The sequence below is a fragment of the Pseudarthrobacter sp. S6 genome, assembly GCF_050156575.1.
Taxonomy (GTDB): domain Bacteria; phylum Actinomycetota; class Actinomycetes; order Actinomycetales; family Micrococcaceae; genus Arthrobacter.
The window spans coordinates 369422-385789 of record NZ_CP189581.1 but is presented as its reverse complement, the minus strand read 5'-3'; the positions used below and the strand labels follow the sequence as shown (position 1 = coordinate 385789).

13 protein-coding genes are annotated in these 16368 nt (G+C 64.4%); 2 read left to right on the top strand and 11 right to left on the bottom strand.

All coding sequences use genetic code 11. From position 1 onward, the window contains the following. Positions 1 to 98: 98 nt before the first annotated feature. From ACQCS0_RS01900 to ACQCS0_RS01855, 10 genes are all read right to left on the bottom strand, one after another. The gene (locus ACQCS0_RS01900; protein ID WP_354155518.1) at positions 99 to 866 is read right to left on the bottom strand and encodes a glucosamine-6-phosphate deaminase; all 768 of its coding nucleotides are present in this window, start codon (positions 864 to 866) and stop codon (positions 99 to 101) included. Between the two features lie 83 nt (positions 867 to 949). Continuing rightward, entirely contained in the window at positions 950 to 1675 is a 726-nt protein-coding gene (locus tag ACQCS0_RS01895; RefSeq protein ID WP_426939508.1) for a FadR/GntR family transcriptional regulator, read from the bottom strand. 133 nt (positions 1676 to 1808) lie between these two features. After that, entirely contained in the window at positions 1809 to 2612 is an 804-nt protein-coding gene (locus ACQCS0_RS01890; protein ID WP_354155534.1) for an alpha/beta hydrolase, read from the bottom strand. Between the two features lie 256 nt (positions 2613 to 2868). After that, complete coding sequence (locus tag ACQCS0_RS01885; protein WP_354155520.1) at positions 2869 to 3720, bottom strand: IclR family transcriptional regulator; 852 nt, start codon at positions 3718 to 3720, stop codon at positions 2869 to 2871. Positions 3721 to 3793: 73 nt separating this feature from the next. Further along, positions 3794 to 5050, bottom strand: a complete 1257-nt coding sequence (locus ACQCS0_RS01880; RefSeq protein ID WP_354155521.1) for an aminopeptidase P family protein — start codon at positions 5048 to 5050, stop codon at positions 3794 to 3796. 62 nt (positions 5051 to 5112) lie between these two features. Continuing rightward, on the bottom strand, positions 5113 to 6510 hold the full coding sequence (locus ACQCS0_RS01875) for an MFS transporter (protein WP_426939067.1): 1398 nt from the start codon (positions 6508 to 6510) through the stop codon (positions 5113 to 5115). A gap of 312 nt (positions 6511 to 6822) precedes the next feature. Continuing rightward, on the bottom strand, positions 6823 to 9330 hold the full coding sequence (locus ACQCS0_RS01870; RefSeq protein ID WP_426939066.1) for a GcvT family protein: 2508 nt from the start codon (positions 9328 to 9330) through the stop codon (positions 6823 to 6825). Positions 9331 to 9366: 36 nt separating this feature from the next. Next, on the bottom strand, positions 9367 to 10338 hold the full coding sequence (gene purU, locus ACQCS0_RS01865) for a formyltetrahydrofolate deformylase (RefSeq protein ID WP_354155523.1): 972 nt from the start codon (positions 10336 to 10338) through the stop codon (positions 9367 to 9369). Positions 10339 to 10349: 11 nt separating this feature from the next. Beyond that, positions 10350 to 12254, bottom strand: a complete 1905-nt coding sequence (locus ACQCS0_RS01860) for a BCCT family transporter (RefSeq protein ID WP_354155524.1) — start codon at positions 12252 to 12254, stop codon at positions 10350 to 10352. Positions 12255 to 12290: 36 nt separating this feature from the next. After that, complete coding sequence (locus ACQCS0_RS01855) at positions 12291 to 12641, bottom strand: bifunctional 3-phenylpropionate/cinnamic acid dioxygenase ferredoxin subunit (RefSeq protein WP_354155525.1); 351 nt, start codon at positions 12639 to 12641, stop codon at positions 12291 to 12293. Positions 12642 to 12889: 248 nt separating this feature from the next. On the opposite strand from ACQCS0_RS01855, the gene ACQCS0_RS01850 reads away from it, so the two are divergent. Together ACQCS0_RS01850 and ACQCS0_RS01845 are read left to right on the top strand one after the other, a co-directional pair. After that, positions 12890 to 14113, top strand: a complete 1224-nt coding sequence (locus ACQCS0_RS01850) for an NAD(P)/FAD-dependent oxidoreductase (protein WP_426939996.1) — start codon at positions 12890 to 12892, stop codon at positions 14111 to 14113. 84 nt (positions 14114 to 14197) lie between these two features. Next, positions 14198 to 15334, top strand: a complete 1137-nt coding sequence (locus ACQCS0_RS01845) for an aromatic ring-hydroxylating dioxygenase subunit alpha (RefSeq protein WP_354161003.1) — start codon at positions 14198 to 14200, stop codon at positions 15332 to 15334. 58 nt (positions 15335 to 15392) lie between these two features. On the opposite strand, the gene ACQCS0_RS01840 is transcribed toward ACQCS0_RS01845, so the two are convergent. After that, on the bottom strand, positions 15393 to 16202 hold the full coding sequence (locus tag ACQCS0_RS01840; RefSeq protein ID WP_354223447.1) for an IclR family transcriptional regulator: 810 nt from the start codon (positions 16200 to 16202) through the stop codon (positions 15393 to 15395). Between the last annotated feature and the right edge of the window lie 166 nt (positions 16203 to 16368).

Sequence of the window (16368 nt, the reverse complement as noted above, 5' to 3'; positions counted from 1 at the left end):
GGCGAGGGCCGGGGCTACGGGTGACCGCCGCTCCCTGCCGCCACCCACACCTTCCCGGGGCCTCAGGCACGGACCCGCCCGGCGCTGGCTGAGTACACCTAGACGCTGGCAGCCGCCCCGGACACGCGCACGGCAACCTGCCCACTCCCCTGCGACAGCTGGGACGCTGCGGCTTCGTCGGCCACCACCGTCACGTGAGGATGCAGCTGCAGGACCGAGCCCGGGCAGTCGGCAGTGACGGGTCCGTTGAGGGCGGCGGCCAGGATGCCGGCCTTGTCCGCGCCGTTGACCACCAGCAGGAGATGGCGGGCTTCGAGGATGGTGCCCAGCCCCTGTGTAATGCACCGCAGCGGCACCTCCTCCGGTGTGCTGAAGTAGCGGGCGTTGGCTTCGCGGGTGCGTTCGGTGAGGACTTCCACCCGGGTCCGGGAGTCCAGGGCGGAGCCTGGCTCATTGAAAGCCAGGTGACCGTTGTGGCCGATGCCGAGAATCTGCACGTCGATGCCGCCAACGCCGGCAATGGCGGCGTCGTAGTCAGCGGCGGCGGCTTCGGGGTCCGCGGCGCTTCCTTCCGGCACCGCTACGTTGACGGGATCCAGGTGCAGCCGCTCAGTGACTTCGCGCCGCACAACTTCGGCGTAGCTTTCGGGGTGTCCGGCGGGTAGGCCCACGTACTCGTCCAGGGCGAAGGCGCGGACAGCGGACATGTCGAGCCGGTGGTTGGCGAGCGCCGCGTAGATGGGCAGCGGCGATCCACCCGTGGCCACGCCCAGGACAGCGTCGGGCTTGCTGCGGATGACGGCAGCAAGGATACCGGCGGCTACTGAACCGGTGGCTGAGGCGGTAGGAACAACGAAAATTTCCACGGCAATGGCACTCTCTACGAAAAGGGCAGGGCTAAATCCGCCCGGAGCGCGGGCGGCGAAGGAAAAGGCAGAGGGAATACAGGCTAAGCGGCCGCGACGTCCTTGAGCTTCAGGCGGATGCCGTCAAAGTGGCGCTGGAGACGCTCGGACGCAAGGGCCTTGTCCTTGTTGGCCACGGCATCGAAGATGTCCCAGTGGTCCTGCGTCTGCTGCTCGAGGTTGACCGGGCCGGTACCGAGGGCCAGGTGGATCTTCCGGTAAACCTGCCAGAAGACATCCATGAGGTTGATCAGCAGCTCATTGTTCAGGGGGGCGTACAGGCGGCGGTGGAACTCGGCGTCGTGATCATGCAGCGGCTCCCCATTCTTGGCGGCGGTCTCCATGGCTTCCATGGTGGAGCGCAGATCCGCCAGGTGTTCGTCGGTAAGCAGGTTAATGGCCGGTCCGATCAGTCCAGACTCAAGGGCCTGACGCACATCGATGAGCTCCATGGCTTCTTCGCCCTTGTGGCGTAGGGAGAGCCGGCCACGGAAGGTCAGGCCCGACACCAGGGCGCTGAAGTTGTTGGGCGCAACGAACATGCCAAAGCCGTGCCGGATCTCGATAACGCCCAGCGCCTGCAGTACTTTCAGGGATTCACGAACGGTGTTGCGGCCCACGCCCAGTTCGGCGGAGAGTTCACTTTCGGTGGGCAGTGCGTCCCCAACGTCCAGGCCGCGCTCCAGAATAAGATCCATGATCCGCGTCTGTAGGGCAGACGAACGGAGCTGCGCGCTGAAACGGGCGGGCGATACTTCTTGCGATGCGATGGCCACGGGGTCTCCTCCTTGCCGCGCTTAAGGGTCGCGACTCGTCCTACCTCTCAATGGTACAGGAGATGGGACGTCCAATGTCCGAAAGTTACTCACCTTTTCGAACATTTTTATTTCGGAGGGACCGAATCTAACCCAAAAGGGATTGCACCACCTCGCGGCACGCCCGGTAACCAGGGGTTTTGGGATCGATCAGGGCGTAGTGGTCCCCGGGAACCCTGATCAACCGGGTCTCCATGTGCGCGGCGGTACCAGCGGTGACATAGGAGTCGGACTGGCTCAGCGGAACGGTGGAGTCCTCGGATCCATGGACCGCGACAACCGGAACGGCCAGTGGAAGGGCACTCATCGGATCCGCGTACCGGTAGCGGTGCGGATACTTCGACGACGACCCGCCCAGCAGGTTGCTCACCGCACCGTTGCTGAGGTTCAGCTTCTCCGCCTCGGCCAGGTTAAGAAGGCCGGACTGGCTGACCACTCCGGTCAGATGCACTGCGGAGGCGTCCGACTTGCGCGGCACCTGGCGGTCGGCGTCCGGCATTCCCAGCTGAGCAAGCTTGCCGCGGCCAGCAGCCCAGGCAGCCAGATGTCCGCCAGCCGAATGACCCAGCGCCACCACCGGGCCAAGGTTTAGGGCGTGGCTCGCCGCGAGGTCGCCGAGCTTGTCGATTCCGGCGAGCACGTCGATGAACGTGTTTGGCCAGCCGCCGCCGTTTCCGGCCCGCCGGTATTCAAGGTTCCAGGCGGCCATGCCATGGGCGGCCAGATCACGGGCGATCGGCTCACCCAGCTCTGCGCCGTACTGCGAGCGCCAGTAGCCGCCATGGATCACCACTACCACGCCGCGGTGCTCACCGCCAGCAGGCAGCTCCGGCAGGAATAGCTCACCCCATTGGCTGGCGTCCTCGCCGTACTGGTACTTGTGCCGCTTCACTGCATCCCCCTCGGCGCCGCCGCCGGCGGTACCGTTCCGCTCGGCGCCGGGCGAACACGCGGTGCCGAGAGTTCCAAAGGCGGCCGCGGCCGCCGCGCCAACCAGCGTGCGGAATACAAACGTCCGACGCCGTAGATCAGCCATGTGCCGAGCCTACAGCGTGCCTCGCGGGGGTCCGCTCTTGGTCAAGGCATCCAGTCACCGAAACACAAAAATTAAAGGAGGTGGCCGCCGGCATCATTTCTGGACTTGCCGGCTAGCGGCCTTCCCGGCCGGCGCCGGATGCTTTGCCACCCAGCCGTGCAGTGACTTTGTCCGCCGCTGCCATGCAGGATTCGCCCAGGATCTGCAGGCGTTCCATGGAGACTCGGAACCGTGGGGCCGGGATGAGGACTGCTGCCACGACGTCGCCGCGATGATCGTAGACCGGGGCGGCAACGCCGACTTCATCCATGGACGATTCGCCGTAATTGATGGCCCATCCCCTGCTGGAATCGTCTTTAAGGCGGCGCAGATAATCCTCGAGTGAGGCTTCGTCCAGTCCAGGGTAAGTAATGGCTCCACCGTGCAGAAGGGAACGCACCCGCTCCTCCGGTTGCGTTGCCAGGAACACCTGGACCGAGGAACTCAACGCGTCGTTGTACCGTGCCCCTAGCGGGGCGGTGTGCTTGATCTGGTGACGGCTGGCAATCTGCTCCACGCAGATTGACTCGTTGCCCTCCCACATCATCAGGGCGCTGGTTTCGCCCGTCAGCTCCGTGAGTTCGCGCAGGACGGGATAGGCGACCCGCCGCTCCTCCAGCTCGGCCAGTAACGGGCCGGCGACGGAGATCAGGCCCAGTCCAAGGCGGAACCGGCGGGTGTCCGCATCACGCTCCACGAGGTTTTCCTGTTCGAAGGTAGCCAGGATCCGTGACACCGTGCTCTTATGCAAGCCCACCCGGTTGGCGATCTCCGTCACGCCGAGCAACGGGTCATCGGCCGTGAATGATCGAAGGACGGCGATGGCGTTGACGATGACTGAGGCGCCCTTGGTGTCGCCCTTGCCGTTTGTGTCAATGCCGTTGGAGTCGGCGCCGTTGGTGTCACGGGAATCTGGTGTGGTCATGATGCTCACTATCATTGCGCATAGTCAGCGGAAAGCGGCGCCGCGTTACACGGCGCCGCTACCCGCGGAGGGGTTAGGCCCCGATGATGTTGTATTCCGGTCCGAACGGGAACTTGGTGATGTTCTCGGCACCGTCTTCACCGACGACGAGGATGTCGTGTTCGCGGTAGCCGCCGGCACCCGGCTGGCCATCCAGGACGGTGATCATGGGCTCCATGGACACGACCATGCCCGGCTCCAGTACGGTGTCGATGTCTTCGCGGAGCTCCAGTCCGGCTTCGCGGCCGTAGTAGTGGCTGAGGACGCCGAAGGAGTGGCCGTAGCCGAAGGTGCGGTTGGCCAGCAGTCCGTGGCCGACGTAGATTTCGTTGAGCTCGGCGGCGATGTCTTTGCAGACGGCGCCGGGTTTGATCAGCTCGAGGCCGCGCTTGTGGACTTCGACGTTGATGTTCCACAGTTCCAGGGAGCGGGCATCGGGTTCGCCGTAGAACAAGGTGCGTTCCAGTGCTGTGTAGTAGCCACTGGTCATGGGGAAGCAGTTCAGGGACAGGATGTCGTGTTCCTGGATTTTGCGGGTGGTGGCCCAGTTGTGGGCGCCGTCGGTGTTGATGCCGGACTGGAACCATACCCAGGTGTCGCGGATTTCGGAGTCCGGGAAGGTGCGCGCAATCTCGTGCACCATGGCCTCGGTGCCGATCAGGGCGACCTCGTACTCGGTGATACCGGCAGTGATGGCGTGGCGGATGGCTTCGCCGCCCAGGTCACCGATCCGGGCGCCGTGCTTGATGACCTCGATTTCTTCGGCGGACTTGATCATGCGCTGGCGCATGGCGGCATGGGCCACGTCCACCAGAGTGGCACCGGAGAAAGCGGCCTGGATCTTGTTGCGGTTATCCAGGGGCAGGGAGTCGTCCTCGACGCCGAGCCGGCGCGGGTTGATACCGCGGGTCCGCAGGACTTCCTGGATGGCGAAGATGTAGTTGTCCCGGCGCCAGTCCGTGTAAACCAGGTTGTCGCCGAAGCTGCGGCGCCACGGCATCCCGGCGTCGATATTCGCCGTGACAGTGACGTTGTCATCCTTGGTGACCACCATGGCGTAAGAGCGGCCAAAGGTGGTGAACAGGAAGTCCGAGTAGTACTTGATGGAGTGGTAGCTGGTCAGGACGACGGCGTCCAGTTCCTTTTCGGCCATGATCCGGCGCAGGCCGGCGAGCCGGCGCTCAAACTCCGTGTCGGAGAAAGTCAGGCTGACCTTCTTACCGTTCTTCAGGACCTTGGTCCGCTCCAGTTCGGCGACGGATGTGGCGTTCTCGGATGTTGTGCTGGTCATTGTGGGTGGTGCCTTTCTTTACTGCGGTTTGCGGGGATGGAAAGTCTTCGGCGCCGGCCGGGCTATTCGTGGCGCAGCGGTTCCTTGCCCGTTTCTCTGGAGAGTGCGACGGCGATCAGGGAGATGACTGCGGCTGCGACCAGGTACCAGGCAGGAGCCAGGTTGTTGTGCGTGGCTGCGATCAGGAGTGTGGCCATGAACGGGGCGGTGCCGCCGAACAGGGCGTTGGAGAGGTTGAAACTGACCGCGAAGCCGCTGTAGCGGACACGGGTGGGGAACATTTCGGCGAGGAAGCTCGGAAGTGTTCCGTCATTGAGGGTGAGCATGGCACCCAGCAGGATCTGGACGAGGACGATGACCAGGAAATTTCCGGTTCCCAGCAGTGCGAAGGCGGGTACGGTCAGCACAATGAACGTGATGGATGCACTGATCAGCACCTTCTTGCGCCCGTAGCGGTCCGAAAGCATCCCGGTCAGGAAGATGAATCCGATGTACGTCACCAGCGCAATGGTTGTGGCGAGGAACGATTCTGTTCCCCCGAGGCCCAGCTCAGCGGACAGGTAGGTCGGCATGTAGCTGAGGATCACGTAGAAGCCGACGGCATTGAGCAACACGGCTCCAACGGCCAGAAGCAGCTGCCGCCAGTGCTTCCGGAACAGACTCGACACCGGCGCCTTGATGGCCTCGTCCTCGGCTGCCAATTCACGGAACACCGGAGTGTCTTCGAGCTTGGTCCGGATATAACGGCCGATCAGCCCCATCGGGGCCGCCAGCAGGAACGGCAAGCGCCAGCCCCAGCTGTGCATCGCGTCCGAACTGAGCAGGACGGTCAACAGGCCCGCGAGCAAAGACCCGAGGAGCAGGCCGGCTGCGGTGCTGGCGGGAACAACCGCTGCGTACAGTCCACGCTTATTGGCAGGGGCGTACTCTACCAGGAAGGCCGACGCTCCGGCGTACTCACCAGAGGCGGAGAAGCCCTGCGCCACCCGGATGATCAGGAGCAGGATGGGAGCCCAGATGCCGATCGTGTCGTAGCCCGGAATAAGGGCAATGCAGAACGTTGCACCGGACATGATCAAAATCGAGAGGGAGAGTGCTGTCCGCCGGCCCACCCTGTCACCGATGTGGCCCCAGACGAACCCGCCCAGCGGGCGTACCAGGAACGAGATCGCGAACAGTGCGAAAGTCAGCAGAAGCCCGGTTTGGGGATCCGATCCGGGGAAAAAGACTGCCGCGATCGTGACAGCCAGATAGCCGTAAACGGCGTAGTCGAACCACTCAACAAAGTTGCCGATAAAGCTGGCCGCGATGACCCGGCGGCGGGTTTCCTTGCTGACGGCGTTGTCAGCGGGTTCATAGTTTTGGCCACTCATAGTGCTGCGGCCGGGGCCGTCCTGTGCACCATGCGGCTTGGGGCCAGGGCCTCCCGCAAAAGCGGGAGAGGAAGTTTCGTTACTCATGTGTCCACCAAGGTTGTTTTGGGGTTGCAATCAGCGCAACGCTGTTGCACCAGAATAGGCGTGATGCACGCCACAGTCAATACTTCCTTTGCGACTAGGCCCGAAGCTCCCCGGCACGGTCGGTACCTGATTGGCGACGACAAGCAGCAAGCCTCTACATGGGACGGCATGGCAAGTGGTTGCGTAGATTGACTTTAAGTTGCGTTGAACGAGACCTGCGCGGGTCTGATATCCAAGGCGGAACCGGGTTTCGCCGGGCACGCAAAAGCCCGCCGGCCTGCGTAAGCAGGCCGGCGGGCTTCGGGGTTTCACTCAGCCGCGCAGGCGCTCCATGCCGGGATCGAAGAGCGGCTCGGCCGTGACGGTCGCGGCGATACGCTTCCCGAAGTACTCGATCTCCACCGGGTCGCCGACAGAAACCGACGCCGGCAGCCAGGCGTACGCGATCGGCTTGCGCACGGAGTAGCCGTACGCTGCGCTCGTGACGTACCCGGCAGGCTCGCCGTTGACATACACCGGTTCTTTGCCGAGCACGACCGAGGTGCCGTCGTCGACGGTCAGGCACCGCAACGCCCGGGTGGCGGGCTGCTCCTTGCGGGCGGCCAGCGCCTCCCAGCCCACGAAGCCTTCCTTATCCTTGGCGATCGAGAAGCCCAGCCCGGACTCGTAGGGGTGGTGCTGCGACGTCATGTCCGTGCCCCAGAGCCGGTAGCCTTTCTCAAGCCGCATGCTGTTGAAGGCTCCGCGTCCGGCTGCGATGATGCCGTGCTCCCGCCCGGCCTCAGACAGCAGGTCCCAGAGCTTCAGCCCGTATTCCGCGGTGGTGTAGAGCTCCCAGCCGAGTTCGCCGACGTAGGACAGGCGCATGGCCGTGACGGGGATGCCGCCCACCGAGATTTCCTTGGTCCGGAAATACTTCAGGCCGTCGTTGCTGAGATCGTCCCCGCTGACTTTCCCGATCACCTCGCGGGCCAGGGGTCCCCACAGCCCGATGCAGCAGGTGCTGCCGGTGATGTCGGAGACGTGCACCCACTGGGCAGGATCCGCGGCCGACTGCCGCCTGGCTTCAACGCGCAGGTAGTCGAAGTCCACGTTGCTGTTCACACCCAGCTGGAACTTTTCCTCCGCGAGCCGGGCAACGGTCACGTCGCTGAGGATGCCGCCGGCGTCCGCCAGCAGCAGACAGTACGTCACGGCGCCGGGCTTCTTGGCGATGTTTCCGGTGCTCAGGCGGTGCAGCAGCGCCTGAGCACCCGGCCCGTTGACCTCCAGCCGCTTCAGCGGCGTCATGTCATAAAGCCCGACGGCGGTGCGCGTCTTCCACGCTTCGGCCGCGGAGATGGGGGACGAGTACATGGCTGCCCACTCGTCCCGCTCAGGCGCCTGCCACTCGACCGGAAGCTCGGCCAGCAACCCACGGTTGGCCTCGAACCAGTGCGGACGCTCCCAGCCCGCGGACTCGAGGAAAAACGCCCCGAGTTCCTTTTGCCGGACGTTGAAGGGGCTGAGCCGGAGGTCACGCGGGGATTCCCTGGGCTGCAGCGGGTGCATCACGTCGTAGATTTCCACGAAGTTCTGCTGGGAGGTTTCGCTGACGTACTGGTCGCTGGTCTGGACTTTCTCGAACCGCGTGAGCTCGCAGCCGTGCAGGTCGGTGCGGGACTGGCCCTCGGTCAGCAGCTCGGCCATGGCCTTTGCGACGCCGGCCGAATGGGTGACCCAGACTGCCTCGGCCACAAAGAAGCCTTCGACGTCGGGCGACTCCCCCATCAGCGGGCCGCCGTCGGGAGTGAACGAGAAGATGCCGTTGAAGCCGTCTTCGATCCGGGTTGCGCGCAGGGCCGGAAGCAGGTCCTGGCAGTCCTCCCAGGCCGGGGCGAAGTCTTCCAGCGTGAAGTCCAGGCGGGACGGCATGTGGTGCTCTGACATGTCTTCAGCGCCGACGCGTGGCAGCTGTTCCATGTCCACGGGCATCGGTTTGTGTGCGTAGCTGCCAATGCCGATCCGGTTACCGTGTTCGCGGAAATACAGGTCGCGGTCCTGGTAGCGCAGGATGGGCTTACTGGCCCCGTTGGGCATCTCGTTGACGCCGCGCAGCCCGTCCAGCGGGGTGGTCTTGACGTACTGGTGTGCCAACGGCAGCAGCGGGACCTTCATGCCCACCATTTTGCCGAGCTCTCGGCCCCAGAAGCCGGCGCAGGACACCACGAGGTCTGCCGGGATCACGCCGTCGGCCGTTTCAACGCCGGTGACCTTGCCGCGTGCCTGCTCGATGCCGGTCACCGCTGTGGAACCGAGGAATGTCACGCCTGCCTGCCGTGCGCGGCTGATCAGCAGCTGGACCGCGCGGGCCGCGGAGGCCAGGCCGTCGGTGGGAACGTAGAGACCTCCGAGAACGGTGTTGCCGTTGCCCAGCGTGCCGGAGTTCAGCAGCGGGTAATGCTTCCGGCACTCATCCGGGTCGATGATCCGGCCTTCGATGCCCCAGGAAGTGGCGTAGCCGAGCTTGCGTTCAAGGTCCTTCAGCCGCGCCTCGGTGGTGGCCAGCTCGAGCCCACCTACCTGGTTGAAGCAGGACACCCCGTCGGCACTGAGGGAGAGCAGCTTGTCCACCGTGTAGCTGGCGAATTCGGTCATGGTCTTGGACGGATTGGCCTGGAAGACCAGGCCGGGCGCGTGTGAGGTGGAGCCGCCGGCCAGTTCCAGCGGACCCTGTTCGACGACCGTGATGTTGTTCCAGCCGCGGCTGGCGAGTTCGTCCGCAAGGTTGGTGCCGACGATGCCGGCGCCGATGATGACAACGCGTGGGGATGCGCTCATAAGTGATTCTCCTGTTTAGCTTGGCGGACGTTCGCGTTAGCGGAAGACGACGGTGCGGGTGTTGTTGAGCAGGACGCGGTGCTGGCAATGCCATTTGACCGCCCGGGACAGTGCCTGTGTTTCTGCGTCCCGGCCAACGGTCACCAGGGCATTCGCATCCAGGCTGTGGTCCACCCGGAACACCTCCTGCTCGATGATGGGACCTTCGTCCAGGTCCGGGGTCACGTAGTGCGCCGTTGCCCCGACGAGTTTCACGCCGCGGTCATAAGCCTGGTGGTAGGGTTTGGCGCCTTTGAAACCGGGCAGGAACGAGTGGTGGATGTTAATGGCACGGCCGCGCAGGCTGGTGCACAGGTCATTGGACAGCACCTGCATGTAGCGGGCCAGGACCACCAGGTCCGCGTTGTACTCGGCCACGAGGTCCAGCAGCCGCGCCTCGGCTTCCGGCTTGGTGTCCGCCGTCACCGGCACATGGATGAAGGGCAAGCCAGCGGCTTCGGCCATGGCGCGCAGGTCCTCGTGGTTGGAAACCACGACGGCGATCTCCGCGCCCAGGCTGCCCGCCTGCCACCGGAAGATCAGGTCGTTGAGGCAGTGCCCGAACTTCGAGACCATCACCAACAGCCGTTGCGGCCGGCCGTCGTGGATGCTGAAGTCCATGCCGAATTCCCCGGCGATGGGTGCAAAGGCCGCGGTCAGGTTCTCCACGTTGTTCTCGTCCAGGGGGCCTCCCTGTTCCTCCCGGGGGCTGAGCTCGGGGCCACGGCCGCCGGTGAACGCGGTGCGCAGGTAGAGATTCCCGCTGACGTGGTCGTCGAACTGCTGGTGCTCCACGATGTCGAAGCCGCGGTCCGCCAGGAACGCCGTGACAGCGCGGACGATTCCGGGCTGCTCGGGGCAGGACAGGGTAAGGACGAACTGGGCGGGGCGGGTGGTGGCCGCTGCCGTCGCGGCGCCCGCTGCGGCAGTGGCGTTGCCCGGGGCGCGGCTCTCAATGAGGATGGTCACGGTTGTTGCTCCTAAAGCGTGCGTGTGGGATTGGCGGACTCGGTGCTGGGGACATCGCCGGGGCAGCGGATCCCGTCCGGGCAGCGTTCGCCGCATTCATGTTTGGTCACGAGATCGAACTGGACTCCGCCGTGCTGGTCTACGCCGGCGCGGATGGCACGTTCTACCACTGAGTCCGCTAGCCGGCGCCGGAGTGACATCGGGTCGCGGCGCAGGTCCTTGACGAGGGCGAAGCACAGCAGCAGCATGACCAGGACGAACGGCAGCGCCGCCACAATGGTGATGCGTTGCAGGCCCGAGAGCGCTTCCGAAGGCTCGTCGCCGCCGGCCAGCAGCATTACCGCCGCCACAGCACCGGTGAGGAGGCCCCAGAAGATCACCAGGCCCCGCTTCGGGTCAGAGGACCCGTTGGAGCTCAGTGACGCCATGATGATCGACGCCGAGTCGGCCCCGGTGATGAAGAAGATGGCAACCAGGACCATAGCCAGGATGATGACCGCAGTGGTCAGCCAGGCAGGCATGGACATGTTCTTCACCAGGTCGAACAGTGCGCCGTCGAAGTCGATGGACGGTGCCCCGTTAACCATGGACACCAGGCCGGCGGTGCCCGCCTTGTCCGCTTCCTGCTGGACGTGGAAGGCTGTTCCGCCAAAGATTCCGAACCAGATGACACTGACGATGCTGGGGACCAGCAGGACGCCGGTAACGAACTGGCGGATAGTCCGGCCCCGGCTGATCCGGGCGATGAACATGCCGACAAAAGGCGTCCAGGATACCCACCAGGCCCAGTAGAAGATGGTCCAGCCGGACATCCACTTGCGCAACGCCTCGTCACCGACGGCCTCCGTGCGGGACGACATTTCGGCCAGGTCCCTGGCGTAGTCTCCTACTGCGGCGGGGATGAGGTTGAGGATGAACAGGGTTGGGCCGGCGATGAAGACGATGAGCGCCAGGACCACGGCCAGGACCATGTTGATGTTGGACAGCCACTGGATGCCGCGGCTGATGCCGGACACTGCCGAGGCAACGAAACAGGCCGTCAGGATGGCGACGATGCCCACCAGGACGGGGGTGCCGATTTCGCCGATCCAGCCGTTCGATGTCAGGCCACTGCCGATCTGCAGTGCACCCAGGCCGAGGGACGCGGCCGTGCCGAAGAGCGTGGCAAAGATCGCAAGGATGTTAATGAACTTCCCCACCGGTCCTTCCACAGTCCTGATGCCGAACAGCGAAGTAAACGCTGCGGAGATCAGCTGCCTGCGGCCCAGGCGGTAGGTGCCGTAGGCCATGGCAATTCCCACCACGGCGTACATGGCCCAGGGGTGGAGGGTCCAGTGAAAGATGGAGGTGGCCATGGCCGTCTGGATGGCTGCGGGAGTGCTTCCGTCCACGGTTCCGGGCGGCGGGGAGATGTAGTGGTAGAGCGGCTCCGCTACGCCGTAGAACATCAGGCCGATGCCCATGCCTGCCGCGAACATCATGGAGACCCACGAGACCGTCTTGAACTCCGGTTTTTCGCCATCCTTGCCTAGGGGAATGTTGCCCCATTTACCAAGGGCCAGCCAAAGGACGAAGACAACAAACAACGAGGCCAGGACCATAAAGAGCCAACCGGTGTACTCCATAACCCAGTTCAGGGCGGTGGTTGAGGTGGCGGCCAGGCTATCCCGCCCGAGGAAGCCCCAGGCCACGAAAGCCAGGGCGACGGCGCCGGTGATACCGAAGGTGGCCTTATCGAGAGTGAGCTTACGGTTCCGGCGGTTTGTCACCGACTGTTCGGACCGGGCCTGGCGGAGTTCCTGCATGATCTGCTCGGTGTCCTCGGCCTCTGCGAGCTGATCTTGGACGGTCAAGGGAAGGGAATCTGTGTCAACGCGGATTTCGTCGACTGTGCGGGTTTCGCTATTCAAAGCCATGAGCCAGTCCTTTGGTTCGGATACATGGGCTTGCTGTTAGACGTGGCCGTCTACTGTCAGGCCAGGGGGGAGGTTGGGAACCTCCGTGGATTCGGCGATCATGATGTCGCCGTCGATCACTGTTACTTCATGGGAGCGCACCGGCAGCTTGGCCGGCGGCGCGTCTACGCTTCCCGTGCGCAGGTTGAACCTGGAGGCGTGCAGCGGGCATTCCACCCAGCAGTCCTCCACCCAGCCGTCCGCCAGCGAGGCGTCCTGGTGGGTGCATGTGTCGTCGATGGCAAAGAGCTCGCCTTCTTCTGTGTGGAAGACGGCGATGGGCGGCGACGTATTGAGCCGCAGCGCTTCCCCGGGAGCCAATTCACTGAGCGGGCATGCCTTGTGCATAGTTGGACCTCTTGTTTTCTTCGGGGACCCGGCGTCTCCCGCGATGGCCGCAACGTTCCGTAGTGAACAACAGCAATCGCCATATGCAACACAGTGCGCCAGCTCACAGTGCTTGTCAAGAGTTTTTTCTTCTGTTGCGTTCTCCAGACTTCCTGGCTTTCCACCCTTGACAGTGACCGTGGCATAGATCACTCTGTTGCATATAGCGATTGTTGTTGCGCACAAAGCAATTGAAAGAGGCCGTATTGATGCAGACGCTTGCGATTATCGGAGCCTCCCTGGCGGGACTTTCCGCCGCCCGGGCGGCCCGCGCCCAAGGCTTTACCGGACGGCTGGTCATCATCGGCGATGAACCCCACCGTCCGTACGACCGCCCGCCGCTGTCCAAGGACTTCCTGCTGGGCGCGATCAGGGCCGAGGACCTATTCCTGGAAACCGACGCCGATGAGCTGGCGGCCGAATGGGTGCTGGGGGCAGAGGCCGCTTCCCTGGACGCGTCCTCCCGGACCGTCTTCCTTAAGGACGGCCGCACCATACAGGCGGATGGCATTGTCATAGCCACAGGAGCGAGGGCACGGCGGCTGCCCACCCTTGCCGGGCTGAGCAATGTCTTTACCCTCCGTACGCTCGCCGACGCACAGAGTCTTGCCCCCGAGCTGGTGCCCGGCAGCAGGATGGCCGTGATCGGGGCCGGCTTCATCGGCGCCGAGGTTGCCGCCGCGGCTGCGTCGCGGGGCATGGAAGTGACCATGATCGATACGAAGCCCGTACCGTTCGCCGCGCAGCTCGGAACGGAGATGGGCGGCGTGGTCGCCGGACTCCACGCAGCCAACGGGGTGGAGCTCATTTCTTCCGCCGTGATCGAGGACTTCTACAGCGGCGAAGGAAACGTCACCGGAATCCGGCTGGCCGGCGGACGCTACGTGGCCGCCGACGTCGTGGTGGTTGGCATTGGGGCCGAGCCCAACATCGGGTGGCTGGAAGGCTCCGGCCTGGAGCTGCGCGGCGGGGTACTGTGCGACGCCATGGGACGCACCGGCATGCCGGGAATAGTGGCCGTGGGTGACTGCGCCGCTTGGTTCGACCTGGCATCGGGCACGCACCGCCGGATGGAACACTGGACCGGCGCCCTTGAGCGGGCAGCCGTCGCCGTCGAGGCACTCCTGGACGCGGACGCCGCTCCGAGGCCGGCCAAGCCGCACTATTTCTGGTCCGACCAGTACGGCGTCAAGCTGCAGTTTGCCGGCCATTCCGCCGGTTACGACCGGGTGGAGATCGAGGTGGGCGACGTCCACGCGCACAGCTGCCTCGCCGTCTACTACCGCGACGATATGGCAGTGGCGGTCCTTGGCATGAACCAACCCCGCCTGTTTACCAAGTGGCGCCGGAGCCTCGCGGCGCCGGCACCCGATGTGGCGGCACCCGTCCGCCTGGACGTTCCCGGACTCATGGGAGCCGCCGCCGTGTCCTGAAAGCACTGTTCCGAAGCTCTAAACCTGAAAACCCGGCCTAAATTATGGCCTTTGTTGTTGATCTTTGTTCGCTAGGAGGACAAATTGTCTGTTGAGGTAAGTGCCCCGAGTCTGATCCCCACCCTTCCCGGCTACACATATGTGGATGAGGGCGTGTTCCGGGCCGAGCAGGAACGGATCTTCGAGCAGATGTGGTTCTGTGCCGTCCGCTCGGCCGACCTGGACAAGCCGGGCGCCTGGCGAACGGTCCAGATCGGGCGGGAGAGCGTGCTGATCAGCCGCACCCGCAAGGGCGGCATCCGCGCCTTCTACAACGTGTGCCGTCACCGCGGCGTCAAGCTGTGCATGGAGGAGCAAGGCGAAGCTGCGCGCTCGTTCCAGTGCCCCTACCACGCCTGGACCTACGACTTCGAAGGCAAGCTCATTGCGGCTCCCAACCTGACCAAGATGCCGGACATCGACCGGGACGAGTACGGGCTCGTGAAGGTCCACGTCCGCGAATACCTGGGCTACGTGTGGGTGTGCCTGGCGGACGAGCCGCCGTCCTTCGAAGAGGACGTGATGGGCGCCATCGAGGAACGGCTCGGGGACCTGAAGGCGATCGAAGGCTACGATGTGGCCAACCTCAGCCTGGGCCGCCGCATCCGCTACGACGTAAAGGCGAACTGGAAGCTGATCATTGAGAACTTCATGGAGTGCTACCACTGCGCCACCATCCATCCGGAACTGACGGAGGTCCTGCCGGAGTTCGCGGACGGGCTGGCCGCCCAGTACTTCGTGGGCCACGGCGCCGAATTCGGCGAGGACATCAAGGGCTTCACCATAGATGGCTCCGAGGGGCTCGACCTGATTCCGGGAATCGAGGAGGGCCAGGACCGCCGCTACTATGCCATCACCATCAAGCCCACGGTGTTTGTGAACCTGGTCCCGGACCACGTGATCATCCACCGGATGTTCCCCATGGCCGCGGACCACACCATCGTGGAATGCGATTGGCTGTACCTGCCCAGTGTTGTGGAGAGCGGCAAGGACGTCACTGCCTCAGTGGAACTGTTCCACCGCGTCAACCAGCAGGACTTCGACGCCTGCGAGCGCTGCCAGCCGGCCATGGGCTCGAAGGTGTATGCCAAGGGCGGCGTGCTGGTGCCGAGCGAGCACCACATCGGCGCGTTCCACGACTGGGTACAGGAGAAGGTGGGGGACGTCACGCCCGGCCATTAGGCCCTGCTTCCGCTGATGGAGCCCGCCGAAACCCTGGTTTCGGCGGGCTCCATCAGTTTTACCGCCGGGTATAGCCCATGTTTGCGCTGATCTGCAGGCCGGCCTGCTTCAGGGCTTCGAGGAGGCCCGGCTCCGTTTCCGGATCGAAGCGGAAGGCTGGCCCGGAGATACTGACTGCACCGATGACCGCTCCCACATGGTTCAACACAGGCACGGCGATCGAGTGGAGCCCGATTTCAAACTCCTCCCGCACCACCCCGTAGCCATCACTGGCGACGTCGAGCAGTTGGGTTTCGAGCTCCTTCCTGTTGGTGATGGTGCGCGGGGTCCGGGCCGGCAGCCCGGTCTCCTTCAGGACGCGGTCCCGCTCGTCCGCGGGCAGCGCGGCCAGCAGGACTTTCCCGCTTGAGGTCGCGTGCAGCGGTGTCAGGCTGCCCACCCAGTCATACGTGGCCAGCGTGGACGGGCCCATCGCCTGGTCCACGTTGACGGCGTAGTTGGAGCGCAGGACCGCAAGGTTCACCGTCTCCTTGAATTCCTCCGCCAGGCTTTCCAGCACCGGCCGGGCTTCGCGGACCAGGCTGAGCCGGCCGGGGATGGAGCTGGCCAGCCGGAGGATGCCGAAGCCCAGCTGGTACTTACCCCGGTCGCTGTTCTGCTGGACCATTTCCCGGCTCACCAGCGAGCCCAGCAGCCGGGAGACGGTGGATTTGTGGATGCCCATCTCTTCGGCGATGTCGCTTACGCCGGCGTGGCCGTCCCGCGCCAGGATCTCCAGGACCGCGAGGGCCCGGTCCACGGACTGGACACCGCCGTGCTGGCCTGTGTCCGCATCGACGTCGGATTCGCGGTCATTGTTCGAAGCCATGATCCATACTCTCAAGTAGTGTGCGGCTTGCCTGCCCGCCACGAAGGCCGCTTAGAGCGTCCTCTCGGTTAGTTCGATGCTTTCGATCCTATGCCGCCAGGCGCATGGGAGCCGGGATTGCGTTACGGCGGCCGGAGGTCGGCGCAGACCGCTATTGTGTGCCATC

Excerpts from the sequence above, each read along its gene's own strand:
- ACQCS0_RS01885 (WP_354155520.1), bottom strand. The coding sequence starts at position 3,720 with ATGACCACACCAGATTCCCGTGACACCAACGGCGCCGACTCCAACGGC.
- ACQCS0_RS01880 (WP_354155521.1), bottom strand. The coding sequence starts at position 5,050 with ATGACCAGCACAACATCCGAGAACGCCACATCCGTCGCCGAACTGGAG.
- ACQCS0_RS01875 (WP_426939067.1), bottom strand. The coding sequence starts at position 6,510 with ATGAGTAACGAAACTTCCTCTCCCGCTTTTGCGGGAGGCCCTGGCCCC.
- ACQCS0_RS01870 (WP_426939066.1), bottom strand. The coding sequence starts at position 9,330 with ATGAGCGCATCCCCACGCGTTGTCATCATCGGCGCCGGCATCGTCGGC.
- ACQCS0_RS01860 (WP_354155524.1), bottom strand. The coding sequence starts at position 12,254 with ATGGCTTTGAATAGCGAAACCCGCACAGTCGACGAAATCCGCGTTGAC.
- ACQCS0_RS01855 (WP_354155525.1), bottom strand. The coding sequence starts at position 12,641 with ATGCACAAGGCATGCCCGCTCAGTGAATTGGCTCCCGGGGAAGCGCTG.
- ACQCS0_RS01850 (WP_426939996.1), top strand. The coding sequence starts at position 12,890 with ATGCAGACGCTTGCGATTATCGGAGCCTCCCTGGCGGGACTTTCCGCC.
- ACQCS0_RS01840 (WP_354223447.1), bottom strand. The coding sequence starts at position 16,202 with ATGGCTTCGAACAATGACCGCGAATCCGACGTCGATGCGGACACAGGC.